This is a genomic window from Streptomyces sp. NPDC111802 (assembly GCF_055634335.1).
This window is the reverse complement of sequence record NZ_JBVKCZ010000017.1, coordinates 158244-175057: the sequence shown is the minus strand read 5'-3', so window position 1 is coordinate 175057 and position 16814 is coordinate 158244. Positions and strand designations below refer to the sequence as shown.

The 16814-nt window shown below is 73.2% G+C and carries 7 protein-coding genes; 3 read left to right on the top strand and 4 right to left on the bottom strand.

Annotated features, from left to right (window positions below; translation table 11 throughout):
- The first annotated feature begins 8 nt into the window (after positions 1 to 8).
- A complete protein-coding gene (locus tag ACZ7NC_RS20765) occupies positions 9 to 1142 on the top strand; it encodes an FAD-dependent oxidoreductase (RefSeq protein ID WP_471490182.1) in 1134 nt (377 codons plus the stop codon).
- 272 nt (positions 1143 to 1414) lie between these two features.
- Here ACZ7NC_RS20765 and ACZ7NC_RS20760 read toward each other — a convergent pair whose 3' ends face one another.
- The 3 genes from ACZ7NC_RS20760 to ACZ7NC_RS20750 all read right to left on the bottom strand — a co-directional run bounded on the left by ACZ7NC_RS20760 (position 1415) and on the right by ACZ7NC_RS20750 (position 2998).
- Positions 1415 to 1615: a hypothetical protein gene (locus tag ACZ7NC_RS20760; protein ID WP_471490181.1), complete on the bottom strand. Its 201-nt coding sequence runs from the start codon at positions 1613 to 1615 to the stop codon at positions 1415 to 1417.
- Between the two features lie 91 nt (positions 1616 to 1706).
- Positions 1707 to 2393: a transmembrane-type terpene cyclase gene (locus ACZ7NC_RS20755; protein WP_471490179.1), complete on the bottom strand. Its 687-nt coding sequence runs from the start codon at positions 2391 to 2393 to the stop codon at positions 1707 to 1709.
- Complete coding sequence (locus tag ACZ7NC_RS20750) at positions 2369 to 2998, bottom strand: TetR/AcrR family transcriptional regulator (RefSeq protein ID WP_471490178.1); 630 nt, start codon at positions 2996 to 2998, stop codon at positions 2369 to 2371. The genes ACZ7NC_RS20755 and ACZ7NC_RS20750 overlap by 25 nt, the downstream gene beginning before the upstream one ends.
- A gap of 156 nt (positions 2999 to 3154) precedes the next feature.
- On the opposite strand from ACZ7NC_RS20750, the gene ACZ7NC_RS20745 reads away from it, so the two are divergent.
- Together ACZ7NC_RS20745 and ACZ7NC_RS20740 are read left to right on the top strand one after the other, a co-directional pair.
- Positions 3155 to 3706 carry a hypothetical protein gene (locus ACZ7NC_RS20745; RefSeq protein WP_471490176.1) on the top strand — a complete coding sequence of 184 codons (552 nt, stop codon included), beginning with the start codon at positions 3155 to 3157 and terminating at the stop codon, positions 3704 to 3706.
- Between the two features lie 111 nt (positions 3707 to 3817).
- Positions 3818 to 15769 (top strand): amino acid adenylation domain-containing protein, encoded by an 11952-nt coding sequence (locus ACZ7NC_RS20740; RefSeq protein ID WP_471490175.1) that lies wholly within the window; start codon positions 3818 to 3820, stop codon positions 15767 to 15769.
- On the opposite strand, the gene ACZ7NC_RS20735 is transcribed toward ACZ7NC_RS20740, so the two are convergent.
- On the bottom strand, positions 15714 to 16778 hold the full coding sequence (locus ACZ7NC_RS20735; protein WP_471490173.1) for an LLM class flavin-dependent oxidoreductase: 1065 nt from the start codon (positions 16776 to 16778) through the stop codon (positions 15714 to 15716). The two genes, ACZ7NC_RS20740 and ACZ7NC_RS20735, sit on opposite strands and share 56 nt — an antisense overlap.
- Positions 16779 to 16814 lie beyond the last annotated feature (36 nt).

Below are 16814 nucleotides of genomic sequence, written 5' to 3'. Positions count from 1 at the left end.
CACGACCCGTGAACACCACTCCCACGCCCCGCATCGCGATCATCGGCGCCGGTCCCGGTGGCCTGACGTGCGCCCGCATTCTGCAACAGCACGGCATCTCCGCCACCGTCTACGACCACGAGAGCGGGCCTGATGCCCGCAACCAGGGCGGCACCCTCGACCTGCACGAGGACAACGGCCAGATCGCTCTGCGCGAAGCCGGGCTGCTGGAGGAGTTCTTCCAACTGTCCCGCCCCGAGGGGCAGGAGATGCGCCAGATGGACCCGGCAGGCACGGTCCTGTTCCACCACACCCCCGAAGAGGGTGAACGCTTCAAGCCGGAGATCGACCGCGGCCAGCTGCGCGACCTTCTCCTCGCCTCGCTCAAGCCCGGCACTGTGCGCTGGGGCCGCACCCTCCGGTCCGTCGAAGGCCCCGCAGAGGGCCCGAGGCAGTTGCACTTCACCGACGGCACCGCCATCGAGGCCGACCTCGTCATCGGCGCCGACGGCGCCTGGTCCAAGGTGCGCCGCGCCATCTCCCCGGCCGCCCCTCAGTACAGCGGCGTCAGCTTCCTCGAAGCGTGGTTCCACGACGTCGATCGCCGGCACCCCGACATCGCCGAACTCGTCGGCCAGGGCGGTGCCGCCGCAGCCGACGGCGACCGCGGTGTGTTCGCGCAGCGCAACAGCGGCGACCACATCCGCGTCTACATCATCCAGCGCGTCCCCGCCGACTGGATCACCGCAAGCGGCCTGACCATCCAGGACACCGACGGCATCCGTGCCCTCCTCCTGGACCGGTACCGCGACTGGTCACCGCGCCTGCGCCAACTGCTCACCGACAACGACGGCCGCTACGTCGACCGCCCGATCCACGCTCTGCCCGTCCCCCACACCTGGGAGCACAACCCCACGGTCACCCTGCTGGGCGACGCAGCCCACCTCATGCCCCCGCTCGGCGTCGGCGTCAACCTCGCCATGCTGGACGCCTGCGAACTCGCCCTCGCCATCGCGAACAACAACACCATCAACGACGCCATCCACGCCTACGAGCAGACCATGCTGCCCCGCTCCCACCAGATGCAGAAGCTCCTCGACAACGGCGCCGCAGAACTGCTGTCCACCGAACTGCCTGACTTCGCCACCGACGAAGGCCGCTGACCGCCCCGTCCCCCGGTCCCCGCCTCCATGTTCATCGGCTCGGGGGCGGGTTGTGGGGCCTCTGCGGTCAGTGCACGAGGGGGAGGAAGATCGTGTCGGTGCCGTCCTCGTCGAGCGCCAGGATGCCGGAGTCGGTGGGGACGTCCCGTCGGCCGTCGGCGCGGCGTGCCGCACCCGCCAGTGCCTGCGCACCTCCCGCATCGTGATGGCCACCAGCCAGGCCCGGAACGCCTCGGGGTCACGCAGCGCCCGCACGTCGCGGATCATCTGCATCATGACGTCCTGCACGACGTCGTCGGTGTCGGCAGGGGCGTCCAGAGCGCGGTGCCCACGATGTTGTAGATCAGCGGGAGGTACTCGGCCACCAGGTCGTCGAGGGCCCGCTGGTCGCCGGTTTGCGCGGCGCGCACGACCGTGGCCCGGTCCCGGCGGTCGTCTTGCCCGTCGTACCCACGGTGTGAAATCTCGCTCATGACTGGAGGAGGGTCCCTGGTGAGTATCGGCATAACAGAAATCGGCACGCCGTTTTGGGACCGCCGAATGAAGGGGCGCGGCACCAGGGCGTCAGGATGGGGGGACCCGTTGGGACGGGAGCCGCGCCGAGGTCGGCGCAGGTGCCGCAGCGGCGTCGGAGAGTGCGTCGGGATGGGCCTTGAGCCGCAGCACGAGTCCGATGTAGACGAGGTCGAAGACGCTGCACAGGATGCCAATGCCGAGGATGAACGGCTCGCCGTCGAGTACGCCGAACAGAATGGTGGGGGCGAGGGTGCCGAGCCACTTCGCGACGGCGATCGTGAGGGTCTGTCCGCGCAGGCCGCGGCGTGCCATGAGCATCGCGATGAACAGGCCGGACATCAGCAGGTTCTGCAGGAAGGCCGAGTAGCGGGCGGCGTCGTGTTCGCCGAACTCCGCGAGGAACAGCCACTGCACCGCGTACGAGGCGCCGAAGACCAGGGTGGCCCCGACGGCGAACACCGGCCGGGTCACGAGCCGCGGGAACTCCCCGCGGCCGAAGGCGAAGAAGGTGTACACGATGACGAGGTCGGCCAGGGTCCAGACGAGGTTCACGTAACCCTGGAGCGACATGTGGCCCATGAGGTCGTGCGCCGTGTAGGTGGTCTCCCAGGCGAAGTTGAGGCCCAGCGCGACGAGAGGTATCGCGTAGGTCCGGTGGCGGAACCCGATCCGGATCGCGTCTATGTAGATGATCGTCCAGGCGAGGCCGCTCAGGGCGGAGAGGAACGGTTCCATAGGGCTTCTCCTGCGGTGCGTACGGCTGTGGGCGCGGCGCGGTAGCGGCGGATGAGGTCGCTCACCGCGTCCCGCAGGCGATCGGGTTCGCGTGCCCGGTCGGGTGCGAGAGCGGTGAGTACGAGGCCCTGCAGCGCGGCGGTCACGGTGGACGCGGCCTCGTCCGAGCCGACGTACGGGGCCAGAAGGCGGGCGAGGCGCAGTTCGAGAAGTCGCTTGACCGGCCCGAGTTCGGGGTCGTGACCGGCCGCGAGGATCATCTCGAAAACGGCGATGGTGTCGATCCGCCGCTCGGTGACGAGATGTGCCGTGAAGTCGCCGCAGATGTCCGGGAGGGCGTCGGGCTCCTCGGCGGCGCGGGTGACGAGCCCCAGGAATTCAAGCCCGATGCGCGAGCCGGCGTGCTCGAACGTCGCACGGCGGAGGTCATCGGCCGACGGGTAGTGGTAGGTGACCGAAGCGAGCGACACCGCCGCCGCGCCGGCGACCGCGCGGTGAGTGAGCGCACCCAGGCCCTGCTCGCCCACGATGCCCACCGCCGCGTCGAGCAGCAGATTCCTCCGGGCCTCGCCGCGCGCGAGGCGTCCGTCGGTCACCCTCTGCATCTCCGTGCTCTCCCTGACTATCCGTACAGATGTACCGCTAACTTACGGTACGTATGTACCGGTAATCAAGGTCCCAGTGGCTCCGCCTCGCCGCGGCTCGGGCGCAGTTACTCCCGACAGGCACTGGCCGCCGCCGGACTGAACCCCGGTGCGCAGGTGGAGGTTTCGGGCACCACCTTCACCTGGCCGGGCTCCCCGCCCGGCCGCCCCGACCACCTCTACGCGGACGGCCAGACCATCGACGCACCAGTCAAGGACGCACAACGCCTGGTGTTCGTGGGCGCCGCGATCTACGGGGACGTACGGACGACGGCCACGGTCACCTTCACCGACGGCAGCACCGAACGGACCGACCTGTCGTTCGGCGACTGGGTGCTCCCGGGCGGGGGGCTCCCGACCCGTCTTCGACAACACCGTGGTGGCCAGGACCGAGTACCGCAATCCCGGCCACGGCGGCCCCGCGTACGTCTTCGCCACCCAGCCCTTCGTGGCACCCGAGGGCGAGCGGCGGCGATGCTCGGCGACCGGCGGACCATGGCCCGTGCCCATGCCCATGCCGCACTCATCCCTGCGGCGAACGAACTGGCGGGCGCGGGCAGCGGGTTGCTCACCCAGGGGCTGGTCTCGGCATACCGACTGGTGGCGCGCTCGCCAGATTACGGAGCACGAACAGACGGCCGACCGATCAGGTCACCGGTGAACCGATGAACGAGACTCGTCGTCGTACAGGTGAATGATCGACAACGCTCCCGCCGGGTACCCGCCCTCGGCGGAGCGCGCCCGCGTGCCCTCGCCGCGTGCGACGAGGGAAGGAAGCACATGCCGACTCCGGGACCCCGTACGGCCGTCACGCTCCTCGACGTGCTTCTGCACGCCGCCGAGGAGGCCCCCGGGCAGGTCGTCGTCCATGTCCGCGGAGACGGCGGCGAACACGCGGTGACCTTCGCCGAGCTCCGTGACGACGCGCTGCGGGTGGCCGGCGGCCTGCGCGCGGCGGGACTGGAACCCGGCACCCCGGTACCTCTCCTCGCGGCTCTCGGCGAGGACTTCCAGCCGATGTTCTGGGGAGCGCTGGCGGCCGGGCTCGTGCCTGTGCCGCTCGCCGCGCAGGCGCGACGGGTCGGACCGGTGTGGGAGTTCCTCGGCAGGCCCGCCGTCCTGGTGGACGACACCACCGAGGACCTGCTCGCCGAGCTCCCCGGCCCGGTGCGCGCCCTGCGGCTGGGCGCCCTGCGCGAGAGCCGCCCGCCCGGCACGCTGCCCCGCCGGAGCCCACAGGACCTCGCGTTCCTCCAGTTCTCGTCGGGCAGCACGGGCGCACCCAAGGGCGTGGAACTCACCCACGAGGCCGTCCTCGCCAACCTCCGGCAAATCCGCACCGCGATGGCGATCACCCCCGACGACATCGTGGCCAGTTGGATGCCGTACTTCCACGACATGGGCCTGATAGGCACTCACCTCGTCCCCATGGCGGCGGGCCTGAAGCAGATACGGCTCGAACCCCTGGCCTTCGCCAAGCGCCCCGCGCTGTGGCTGGAGTCGGTGGCGCGGCACCGGGCGACCCTGCTGTCGGCGGCGAACTTCGCGCTGGCGCTCGCGGTGCGGCGCGTGCCGGACAGCACCTGGGACGCACTGGACCTGAGCTCCGTACGCCTGATGCTGGTGGGTGCCGAGCCGATCGCACCGCGCGTGTGGCGGGAGTTCACCGCCAAGGCGGAGCCGGCGGGGCTGGATGCCCGGGCCATGCTTCCCGTGTACGGACTTGCCGAGGCCACGCTCGCCGTGACGGTGCCCCCGCTCGGGGAGGTCGCCGCGCCCCTGCGACTGGACCGGAAGGCGCTCAGCCGAGGTCGGGCCGTCCTCGCGGGCCCCGGCCCGGACGCCGTCGAGTTCATGGACGTGGGCCGTCCCGTGCCGGGCTGCGAGATCCGTGTCACCGACGACTCCGGCAAACCACTCGGCGACGGGAGGGTCGGCCACATCGAGGTCCGCGGCCCCCAGCTGGCACTCGGCTATCACCGCACTCCCGAGGCGACCGCGTCCGCGTTCACCGAGGGCTGGCTGCGCACCGGCGACCTGGGCTTCCTGAGCGAGGGCCGGCTCTGTGTCACCGGCCGGCACAAGGACGTCGTGTTCGTCGGCGGCCGTACCTTCCACGCCCCCGATCTGGAGGAGACCGTGGCCGCCACCCCGGGACTGCCCCAGGGGACGGTGGCGGCGATCGGGTCCACCGATCCGGACACCGGCGGCGACCGGGTGGTGGTCTTCGTGCAGTGGGCAAGGCCCGCCCTGACCAAGGCACTTCCGGTGCTGGACGCGGCGGCGGCCCGGGTCCGGGAGGCACTGGGCCACGACGACGTACGGGTGCTGCCCCTGCCACCGGGGGCGTTTCCCCGGACCACCAGCGGCAAGCTGCGGCGCGCGCTGATGCGGGACCGGTTCGAGGCGGGCGCCTATACGGCCGTCGAGGAACGGATCGCGACCGTGCGGGCCGAGGGCTCGACCGCCCGGCACGAGCAGCGCGGCCCCCACAGGGCCGGGTCGCCGCGTTCGCGGCGTGACGTCGAGGAAGCGGTCCGGGGGATCTGGGCCCAGGTGCTGGACCTCTCTGCGGCCGACATCGGCCGGGACGACCGCTTCTTCGCCCTTGGCGGCTCCTCGCTCAAGGCGATGGCGGTGCTCGCCGGGATCGAGGACACCTTCTCCGTCTCCGTGGAGCCCCGTGTCCTGCGCGACCATGACACCGTCGCCGCCCTGGCCGGGCATGTGCTGGCCCTGCTGGCAGATGTTGACGGGGTGTCAGGTACTGCCGAGGGGCGCGGCTCGGCATCGCCCCACCCGGGCGCGGCGAACCGGCCGGTGGCCGTTCTCGGCATGGCCTGCCGCTTCCCCGGCGCGCAGACGCCCGAGGCCTTCTGGGAGCTGCTCGTCTCCGGCCGCGACACACTGACCTCCGCACCCGACGGACGGTGGGAGGGCGCCCCCGGCTTCCACGGCTCCTTCCTCCCCGACCCCGCGGACTTCGACGCCACCCGCTTCGGCATGGACGACGAGGAGGCCCGTGCCACCGACCCCCAGGCGCGGATCTTCCTTGAGCTGGCCCACGAGGCGCTGGAACGCGCCGGGTACGCGGGCGCGCGCCGCCACGGCCGCCGGGTCGGCGTGTTCGCCGCCGTCGGCGACAGCGGCTACCGCGAGATCCTGGCCTCGGCCGCCGACGGCGACCTGGCCGCCCATCCCGGCGCCCTCACCGGCAACCTGCCCAATCTGATCGCCGCCCGCCTCTCCCAGGCACTCGACCTCGACGGCCCCGCCCTGGCCGTGGACACCGCCTGCTCCTCGGCGCTCGTGGCGCTCCACCTGGCACGGCGCAGCCTGCAGAGCGGCGAGTGCGATGTCGCCGTTGTCGGCGGCGCCCAGCTCGCCCTCACCCCGACCGGCCACCGACTGCTCGCCCGCGCGGGCGCACTGTCCCCGACGGGCGCCAGCCGGCCCTTCGGCGCCACCGCCGACGGAATCGTTCCCGGCGAGGGCGGAGCGGCCCTCGTCCTCGCCCGCATGGACGACGCGCTGCGGGACGGCGATCCGGTGCTCGCCCTGGTACGGGGCACGGCCGTCAACAACGACGGCCGGTCGCTGAGCCTGCTCGCCCCCAACCCGCGCACCCAGCGCGAGGTCATCAGCCAGGCGTACGACGAGTGCGGCATCGACCCCGACACGGTGTCGTACGTCGAGGCGCACGGCACCGGCACTCCGGTCGGCGACCCCGTCGAGGCACAGTCACTCGGCCACGCCTTCCCGCCCCGCACGGACGGGCTTCCGCGCCTGCTCGGCTCGGTCAAGGCGAACATCGGACACCTGCTGAACGCCGCCGGAATGCCGGGCCTGGTCAAAACAATCCTCGCGCTCCAGCACCGGCAGGTCCCGCCCTCCCCGAACACCACCCCAGCCGCCCCCTACCTGGCACGCGTCGCCCCCGGCTTCCGACTCGTCACCGAGCAACTGGAATGGCGGGCCCCCGGGCCCCTGATCGCGGGCGTCAACGCCTTCGGCTTCGGCGGCACCAACGCACACGCCGTCCTGGAGGAGGCGGCCGGACGGACGGCCGCCGCGCCGCCCGCCGTCGACGGCCCGCACCTCCTCACGCTGTCGGCCCACGGCCCCGACGCCCTCCGCGTGGCTGCCGCCGATCTGGCCGCGCATGTGCGCACGCACCCGGAACTGCCCGAGGCGGACGTCTGCGCGAGCGTCAACACCGCCCGCGACGACGGTCCCCACCGCCTCGTCGTGGTCGCCGACGGCGATCTCGCGGACCGACTCGACGCCGTTCGCGCCACGGACTTCACGGTCGCTCGCTCCCGGCCCCGGACGGTGTTCCTGCTGCCGGGCCAGGGCGCCCAGCGACCCGGCCAGGGGAGCGCGCTGTACCGCTCGGCGCCGGTGTTCCGGGAGGCGCTCGACGAGGCGTCCTCGCTGACGGGGTCCGTGCTCGGGCGCTCGCTCGCCGAGTGGTGCCTCGATCCCCGTGTGGATGCCGGGGAGTTGGCGAGGACGGAGGTGGCTCAGCCGCTGCTCGTGGCGTTCGGGGTGGGCCTGGCCCGGCAGTTGACGGAGTGGGGCGTGTCCGCCGACGCCGTCGCCGGGCACAGCGTGGGCGAGATCGCGGCGGCGTGTGTCGCCGGTTCGCTGAGCCTGGCCGAGGCGGTCGGGTTCGCCGCGGAGCGCGGGCGGTTGGTGGGTGAACTGGCCCTGCCCGGAGCCATGGCCGCGGTGAGGGGAGACGAGGACACCGTGGCCGATTTCGTCGGTCCGGTCAGCGTCGCCGCCGTCAACGGGCCGGAGCAGGTGGTGATCTCGGGCGCCGAGGACGCCGTGGAGCGAGCCCTCGCGGAGCTGACGAGACGGGGCGTGGCCACGCGCAGGCTCCGGGTCTCTCATGCCTTCCACTCACCGCTGCTTGAGCCGGTCCTTGCTCCGCTGCGGGATGCCGCGGAGGGGCTGGCGGTCAAGCGGGCGGCCGTACCGATCCTCAGCACGGTCAGCGGGGAGTGGCAGCCCGCTCTCACGCCCGGCTACTGGCAGCGGCACGCGGTCGAGCCGGTGCGGTTCGGGGCCGCGGTGGCGCGGCTTCTGGACGAGGGCTACGACACCTTCCTCGAACTCGGGCCCGGGAACACCCTGGGCGGGGCGATCCGTGCCGTCGCCGCTACGCGGGACACCTCGGACGTGGCGGTGCTGTCGACGGGAGTCCTTCCAGGGGCGGGCCGTGACGAGGAAGGGAGCGCCGCGCGGGCACTGCTGGAGACGGCCGGTCGGCTCTGGGCCCGTGGTGTGGCCCTGGACCGGATGACCCCTGCCGCCGGGCGGCCGAGGGTGCCGGTACCGACGTACCCCTTCCAGCGCACCCGTCACTGGCCGCGCAGGACCGGCGCGGCGTCCCTGGTGCGGCGCCTCGACTGGCGGGACGCACCGCTCACGCCCGGCACCGGGCCCCGCGTGGTACGGCTGCTGGGCGGCGACCGAGCGCTCGGCCGGGCGCTGACCGAGCGGCTCGTCGACCGCGGGGTGACGGTGCTGGGCGACGACGACGCCGTCACGACGCAGGCGGAGACCGTGGTGTGGCTGGGAGAGGAGGGGGGCGCGCAGGACGGGAGCCCGCAGGGCCTGGACGCCGCCACCAAGGCCGCCGTCACCTCACTGCGCCACGCCCTCGACCTGCTGCCCGACCGCTCACGCCTCCTTGTGGTCACCGAGGACGCCTACGCCACCGGCACCTCGGATATGGAACAGCCGAACCCGGCGCAGGCACTCCTGCACGGCTTCGCGCTGGCGCTCCCGGACGAGCACCCAGGGCTCGCCGTGCGTGGCGTCGACCTGTCCTCCGGCGACGCGCTCGCCGCCCGAGTCGACGCCCTGGTAGGGGAGTTGGGCTCGGCTCAGGAGCCGGGGGCGGAGACCGCGGTCGCGTGGCGGTCCGGGCGCCGGCTCGGCCGTACGCCTGCCGACGTGGCGGAGAAGGAGAGTCCCGCACCGCTTGGGGAACTGCCGCCGGACGGCACCTATCTGATCACCGGGGGAGCCGGAGGGCTCGGTTCCGCGCTCGCGCGTGACCTGGCGGGGCGTGGCGCCTGCGAGTTGATCCTCACCGGGCGTTCCGAGCACGTGCCCGACGGGCTTCTCGCCGAACTCCGGGCCCAGGGTGCGTGGGCCCGGTACCACGCGGCCGACGTGACCGACGAGGCCGCCGTCGACGCGCTGTTCGCCGTACTGCCCCCGCTGGACGGGCTGTTCCACGCCGCGGGAAGGGTCCGGCCGGGCACCCTCCGCGCCAAGACCGACGAGGAGATCGGACAGGTGCTCGCCGCGAAGGTGCGCGGCACGGCCCTGCTCGCCGAGGCGCTGCGCCGACACGGCCAGGAACCGGCCGTATGCGTCGCCTTCTCCTCCGTCTCGTCGGTCCTGCCCGGACTGGCGGGCGCCCTCGGCGACTACGCGGCGGCCAACGCCTTCCTGGACGCCTTCGCCGCCGCCGAGCGCGCTGCGGGCCGGCCCTGGCAGTCGATCGGCTTCGGGCCCGTCGCCGACGCGGGCCTGGCCGCCGGGTCACCGGCCGAGGCACGTCTGCGCGCTCGCGGTCTGAGCCCGATGAGCCCGCGGGCCGCGATCACGGCTCTACGGACGGCGGTCGCTGCCGACGCCGCGCACCTGCTGGTGACCTCCACGGAGGCGTCGGCACAGACCGTCGCCCCCGATGCCGTGCACCTCCCGATGCCCCCTACGCCCGCTGAGACCGCCACCGCTCCGGACCGCCCGGCCACCATGACGGCCGCGTCACTCGGCGAACCCACCCGCATCACGGACCTGATCCGCCGCCTCCTGGCCGAGGCCCTCCACCGAGCCCCCGAGGACATAGGCGCCGACGAGCAGTTCCTCAGCCTCGGCCTGGACTCGCTCACCGCCGTCGACCTCGCACGCCGCCTGGAGGCGGAACTCGGGCTGCCGCTGCCCGCCACGCTGCTCTTCGAGCACCGGACGGTCGGCGAACTGACCGCACACCTCAGCACCCAGCGGCCGGAAGCCCCCGCCGTGCCCACCCCCGTGAGCCGCCCCCGGGCGAACACCCCGAGCCCCCTCACGCCCCTGCAACTCGCCTTCCTCACCACCGAGGCGCTCTACCAAGGCCTCACCGCCTACGGCTACATCCGCCAGACCATCCGCGGCCCCCTCGACCCCGACCTCCTCGGCCAGGCACTCGCCCACCTCGCCGCACGCCACGCCATGCTGCGGCTACGCATCACCGAGGGCACGCCACCGCGCCAGTACACCGCGCCCGCCGAGCCCACCGACCGCGCTCCCCGCTGGTACGAGGTCCACGAGCCGGACACCCCCACCGCGGTCGCCGACCTCGAACGGCGGCTGTACAACCGCCCGTTCGACCTGACCGCCGAAGCCCCGGCCCGCGCCGTCCTGATCCGCGACCGCGAGCACGCCCACCTCGCCCATCTGCTGCTCGTCGTCCACCACAGCGCGGCGGACGGCTTCAGCCTGAAGGTCCTGTGCGAGGAACTCTGGTCCCTGTACAGCGCGCTCGCCCAAGCCCACCCCTTCGAACTCCCGCCCCCACGCACGGAGTTCACCGACTACACGGCCCTCGTCACCGCCGACCGCGAGTCCCCGGCGTTCACCCGGGACCAGCGGTACTGGCGTGAGCGCGTCGCCGAGCACACGGCGGCGGCCACGGCCCCGGCGCTGCCGTACGACGGCGACCCGGAGGCCCTCCCGGCTCCGCCGCTCACTCACCACCAGTCGACCGTCGACGCCTCGCTCACGGCCGCACTGCGAGAGACGGCGGCCGGGCACGACGTCTCCCTCTTCCATCTGCTCCTCGCGGTGTACGGCCGCTGCCTGGCCCGCTGGGGAGGCCAGCGGGCCGTCGCCGTGAACGTGGCGCGTGCCCGGCGGGAAGCGCCGCTGCCCGGGATCGACCGCCTTGTGGGGCCGCTCGCCGACACGCTCCCCGTGTTCGTCACCGTCGACCCCGATGAGCCCGTGACCGCGCTGGCCCAGCGGCTGCGGCGGATCTGGCGAGAGGCGGAGGCCCACGGGACCCTCACCAGCCCCGACATCGCCGCGCTGCTGCCCGCCACCGGCCCCGCTCCCCGCACGGTCGCCCCGGCCGGGTTCAGCTTCGCCCGCTTCCCCGTGAGCCACGGCCGGGACTGGCCGGTCACCGTGACGCCGACCGCGGCGGCCACCGCCTCCGCGGCGACCAGGCTGGGACTGCTGTGCTGGGAATCGGACGAGTCACTGCACTTCTCCTGGAACCACCCCGCGTATCTCTTCCGCCGAGAGACCGTCGAGCGCCTGGCGGGGGAGTTCGTGCGGGAACTGCGGGCCACCACCGAGCAGTCCGCCCCCGCCCGGAGGCACGACGATGAGGCGGGGATCGTCGACCGTCTGTGTGCCCGGTTCCGGGCGACACCGACGGCCGTCGCGGTGAACACCGGCAGCGCCACGCTCACCTACGCCGAACTCGACGCCGCCTCCGCGTCCCTCGCGACCCGGCTGCACGCCAAGGGCGTACGCCCCGGAGACCTGGTCGGCCTGCTCACCGAACCCGGCCCGGACACCGTCGTGGGCGTGGTGGGCATCCTCCGGGCGGGCGCGGGCTGGGTGCCCCTCGACCCGGCCCATCCCGTGGCCCGGCTGCGGGACCAGGTCACGCGCACCGGCGCCGGCGCGGTGGTCTGCCACGCCGAGACGCGCGAGACCGTCGACGCGCTGGACGGCGTTCTACCGGTCACCGCCGACGACCGGTCCCCGGCCGCGCGGAACCCGATCGAGCCACCGCCCGCCGACCCGGACGCCATCGCCTACGTGATCTTCACCTCGGGTTCCACCGGGCGCCCCAAGGCGGTCCCCATCACCCACCGGTCCATGCTGAACTACCTCGACTGGTCACTGACCACCTTCGGCTACGGCCCCGACGACCACCTCGTGCAGACCGCGTCCGTCTGCTTCGACGCCTCCGTACGCCAGTTGCTGGCACCGCTGCTGGCCGGCGCCACCGTCCACACCCTCACCCGGGATCTGCTGCGCGATCCCGAGGCGCTCCTGGACCGTCTCGTCGACGACCGGATCACGGTGTGGAGTTCGGTGCCGACGCTGTGGGAGCGGCTGCTGACCGCCGCCGAGACCCGGACGAGGCAGGACGGCACCCCTCCGGACCTGTCGGCACTGCGCTGGGTGCACGTCGGCGGCGAGGCACTGCCCGCCGCGCATGTGCGCCGGTGGTTCGATCTGCTCGACACACGCGGGGGAGCGGAGCACAGGATCTCCAACCTGTACGGGCCCACCGAGGCCACCATCAACGCCACCTGCCACATCATCGACGCCCGCCCGGCCGACGACGTACGGCAGTTGCCCATCGGCCGCCCCGTGGCCGGCACCGAACTGGCCGTCGTCGCCGAGGACGGACGCCAGTGTGCTCCCGGCGAGGCCGGTGAACTGCTCATCGCCGGAACGGGCCTGACCCCGGGTTACCTCGGCGACCCGCAGCTCACCGCCGAGGCCTTCGTCGAACGCGACGGCCGCCGCTGGTACCGCAGCGGTGACCGGGTCCGCCAAAGCGCGGACGGTGTACTGGAGTTCCTCGGCCGCCGCGACGACCAGGTCAAGGTCCGAGGGCATCGAGTGGAACTCGGCGAGGTCGAGGCGGCACTGCTCACCCACCCGGACGTCGCCCGTGCCGCCGTACTGCTCGCCGACGGACGGCTGGTGGCGTACCTCGAGCCCCGGACCGGAGCCGCCGAGCCGGACCCGCGCGAGGTGCGAGCCTTCCTGTCCCGTGTGCTGCCGTCGTACATGCTGCCCGGACACATCCGCACGCTGCCCGTGATGCCCCTCACCGGCACCGGCAAGATCGACCGGAACCGGCTGGCCCCCGAGAGCGAGACGACGGACGAGCCCGCGCACCCGGAGCCCCGGACCGGCGGGCACCGAACCCCGCCCGCCACCCGCACCGAGCAGACCGTGGCGCGCATCCTGTCGGCTCTGCTGGACGTACCGGACGTCACCCGCGAGGACGACTTCTTCGAACTCGGCGGCGACTCCATCATGGTGCTGGAACTCTTCGCCCGGCTGCGCGAGGAACTGCCCGCGGTGCCCCGGCCGACGACCGTCTACACCCACCGCACGGTGAGCGCCATCGCGGCGGCTGTCGACTCCGCCGCCACCGAGGCGTCGGCGCTCCGCCCGACCCCGCCGGCCGCTCCCGCGCAGCCCGCCGGCCCCTACCCACTCACGCCCTCCCAACGGGGCTTCCTGCTCGCCGACACCATCAACCCCGACGCGGGCTCCGGCTGGCTCGCCCGGTTCCGGCTGAGCGGGCCGCTGCGCCAGGACGTCCTCCAGCGTGCCGTGGACGTTCTGGTGGCCCGTCATCCGATGCTGCGGACCGTCTTCCCGGCGGGCGCCCGTCCGCCCGCGCAGCAGGAGCTGCCGGACTCGTTGCGCCTGCCGGTCGAGTCGGAGACCCTCGCGCACCCCGACCTGCTGGAGCAGCGGATCGCCGAGGAGGCGCGGCGCCGACTGGAGCCATGGGCCTGGCCGTTGCTCCGGCTGCGGCTGTTCACCCTGGCACCCACCGAGCACGTCCTCCTCGTCCACGCCCACCACCTCATCGGCGACGGCTACAGTGCCGCCCTCCTCACCAGGGAACTTCTCACCGCCTACGACCGCCTCCACCGCGGCCTGCCGCACGGCCTCCCGCCGCTCGACAGCACCTTCCGCGACCACGTGACCCAGTCCGCCGTACGGCCCCGCCCGCAAGGACCCGAGGCCGAGGCGTACCGCGCGCGTGTCCGCGCGCCCTACACCCCGCCCGTGCTGCGTCGGCCGACCGCCGACGACGCCGACGCGCAACCGGCGTTCCACACCACGGGATTCACCCTGGACGCAGCCACCACCGGCGGATTGCGCCGTCTCGCCCGAGCAGCGCACCGCACCCTGTACGCGCCGCTGCTCACCGCGTACTACCGCGCGCTCGCCGACCTCACCGGCCGGCGCGACCTCATGCTGGGGCTCGCCGTCACCGGACGCGAGGAGTCCACGGCGGACGCGCATCGGGTGTTCGGCCCGTTCGCGGAGGCGGTGGCACTGCGCCCCGCGCCGCCCGCCGGCGCAGCGACCGAGACCCGACCGGTCGGCTTCGACGACGACATGCGGTGTCTCGCCGCCGAGGCGGACCTGGCCAGGGCCGAGGGCCCCGGCGAAGTGCGCACTGCGGCGGGGCTGCCGTACCACGCCCAGTTCTTCTTCACCTTCCTCGACTTCACGGGCCTGGGCTCCGAGGCGGACGGCGGCCTGTCGCTGCACGCGGACGAGTCCGACACCTCCCTCGCCCCGCCGCCGCTCGGCACCGATGTGTTCCTTGCCGTACGGCCGGTGGCGGACGGCGAGGGCCTGCGGGTCACCGTCCGGGCCTCGGCGGCCGCGCTCACGCACGGTGAAGTGGCCGGGTTCGCCGAGGAGTTGCGGCGGCAGCTGAGCGAGGCCGTCAGCGGCCCCGGCCGACGTCGGCGCCCCCGGCTCGACGCCGCACTCGTCGGATACCTGCCCGCCCCGCACCATCTCGCCGCCCTCGCCGGACTCCCGTACGACAGCCCCGGCTTCGGTCGCGAGGAGATCCGCGCACTGCTCTTCCCGGACGGCCGTGCCCGTCTGCTGGAGGAGACCGGGACCCCGCTGGGGAACTCCGGCTTCGTCGCCCTGCCGCTCTTCGCCGACGAACTGGCCCCGACGGGCGATCTGGCGGCCCGCACCGCCCGCGCCGTCGAGCACGCCGCCTCACTCGGCGCCCGCTGTGTCTCGCTCGCGGGCATGATCCCGTCGCTCACCGGCTACGGCTACGACGTCCTGCGGGAGGCCACGACCGACGCGGCGATCACCACCGGACACGCGACCACGACCGTCGCCGTGGCGAAGACCGTCCATGCCGCGCTCGCGGCGACCGGCCGCCGCCTCGACGAGCTGTCGCTCGCCGCCGTCGGCTGCGGCTCCATCGGAACCTCGTCCCTACGACTGTTGCTGGCGACGGCCTCCCGCCCACCGGCCCGGCTGCTGCTGTGCGACGTGCCCGGCAGCGCCGCGCGACTCGAACAGCTGGCGGCGGAGCTGTCGTCCGAGCATCCGGAGATGCCGGTCCAGGTCGTCGAATCGGGGCGGACGCTGCCCCGGGCGGTCTACGCTGCCGACGTGATCGTCACCGCCGTCAGCGGCGCGGCGAACATCCTGGACGTCGATCGCCTGCGCCCCGGCACGATCGTCGTCGACGACTCCTTCCCGCACTGTTTCGACACTGCGAGCGCTCTGGACCGCATGACCCGGGACCGGGACGTCCTGGTGGTCGGCGGCGGACTGCTGGCCGTCGGCTCCACGCGGACACGGCTCAGCGAGGACCTGCCGACGGTGGCGAGCGCGGGCTTCGCCATGCGGCCCGGGATCGCGGGCACCCTGGCCTCGTGCCGACTGGAGTCACTGCTCCACGCCCACCTCACGGCACCCGGCCGCGCCCCCGGCGAACTGCCCCTGATCCATGGCCTGGTGGACCTGCCCCGAGCGCTCGCCCACTGGGACGCGGTCGAGGCGGCCGGGATACGGCCCGCCCCGCTGCACCTGCTCGACCGAGTCCTCGCCGAGGAGGGAGAACCGCCGCTCAGGCCGCCGGGCGCCAGCCCAGTGCCGGACCCAGCCGGGTCGCGACATCGGTGAGGATCTGCACATAGTCCTCGTGCTCGAAGGTGAACGGCAGCGCGAACGCCACCTCGTCCACCTCACGGAACGCGGCGTGGGCGTGCAGGCGTTCGGCGATCTCCGCCGAGGTGCCGACGAGGTGCGGCGCGAACAGCAGCCGCGCCGGACCCTGCGGTGACGTGGTGCGCGGGGTGCGCTCGGCGACGTACTCCTCGTACTTCGCTCGCTGTTCGGGCGTCGCGGAGTCGGTCGGGATGACGACGAGGCCCTGGGAGACACGAGCCTGCTCGCCGTCGGGGTGGTGGTCGCGGAAGGCGCGGATGTGGGAGAGCTGGATCCGCTCGAAGTCCGGTGCCTCGGCCGCGTCCTCGGGGCCCTCCGCCTTGACGACGCTGCTGGTCAGGAAGTTCACCCCGTGCTCGCCGGCCCACCGCGCCGAACCCAGGCTGCCGCCGCCGTACCACATACGGCTGCCAAGACCGGGGGCCTGCGGCTGCACCCGGTCGGAGCTGTATTCGATCTGCGGCTGCCGCCGCGCGCCCTCGAAGCCCTCCATGCCGCCGAAGTCCGTGGCGGGCTTGCCCCGCACGAAGTCCAGCAGCCGCCGCACCCGTTCGTAGCCGAAGTCCTCGCCATCGGCCGTGTCGGGGTAGAGAGCCTCCTTGATCCGGTCGAAGTGCATCGGGGGACCCACGCTCACGCCCGGATTGAGACGGCCGCCGGACAGCAGGTCGACCGTCGCCAGGTCCTCCGCAAGCCGCAGCGGGTTCTCCCAGCCGAGCGGGATGACCGCCGTGCCGAGCGCGATACGGCTGGTGCGCTGCGAGGCCGCCGCAAGGACGGCGACGGGGGAGGAGATGCCGTACTGCAGATGGCGATGGCGGACCCACGCGCTGTCGAAGCCGAGCCGTTCGCCCAGCTCGATGATCTCCAGCGTGGACTCATGACCGCGGCGCGGATCCGCCTCGTCGAAGAGGCCGATGGTGAGGAAGCCCAGCTTGCGCAGCGGGCGTGAGGGGGGCGGCATGGGCTCCTCCATCATTGAACCTTCAATGGGCCTGTC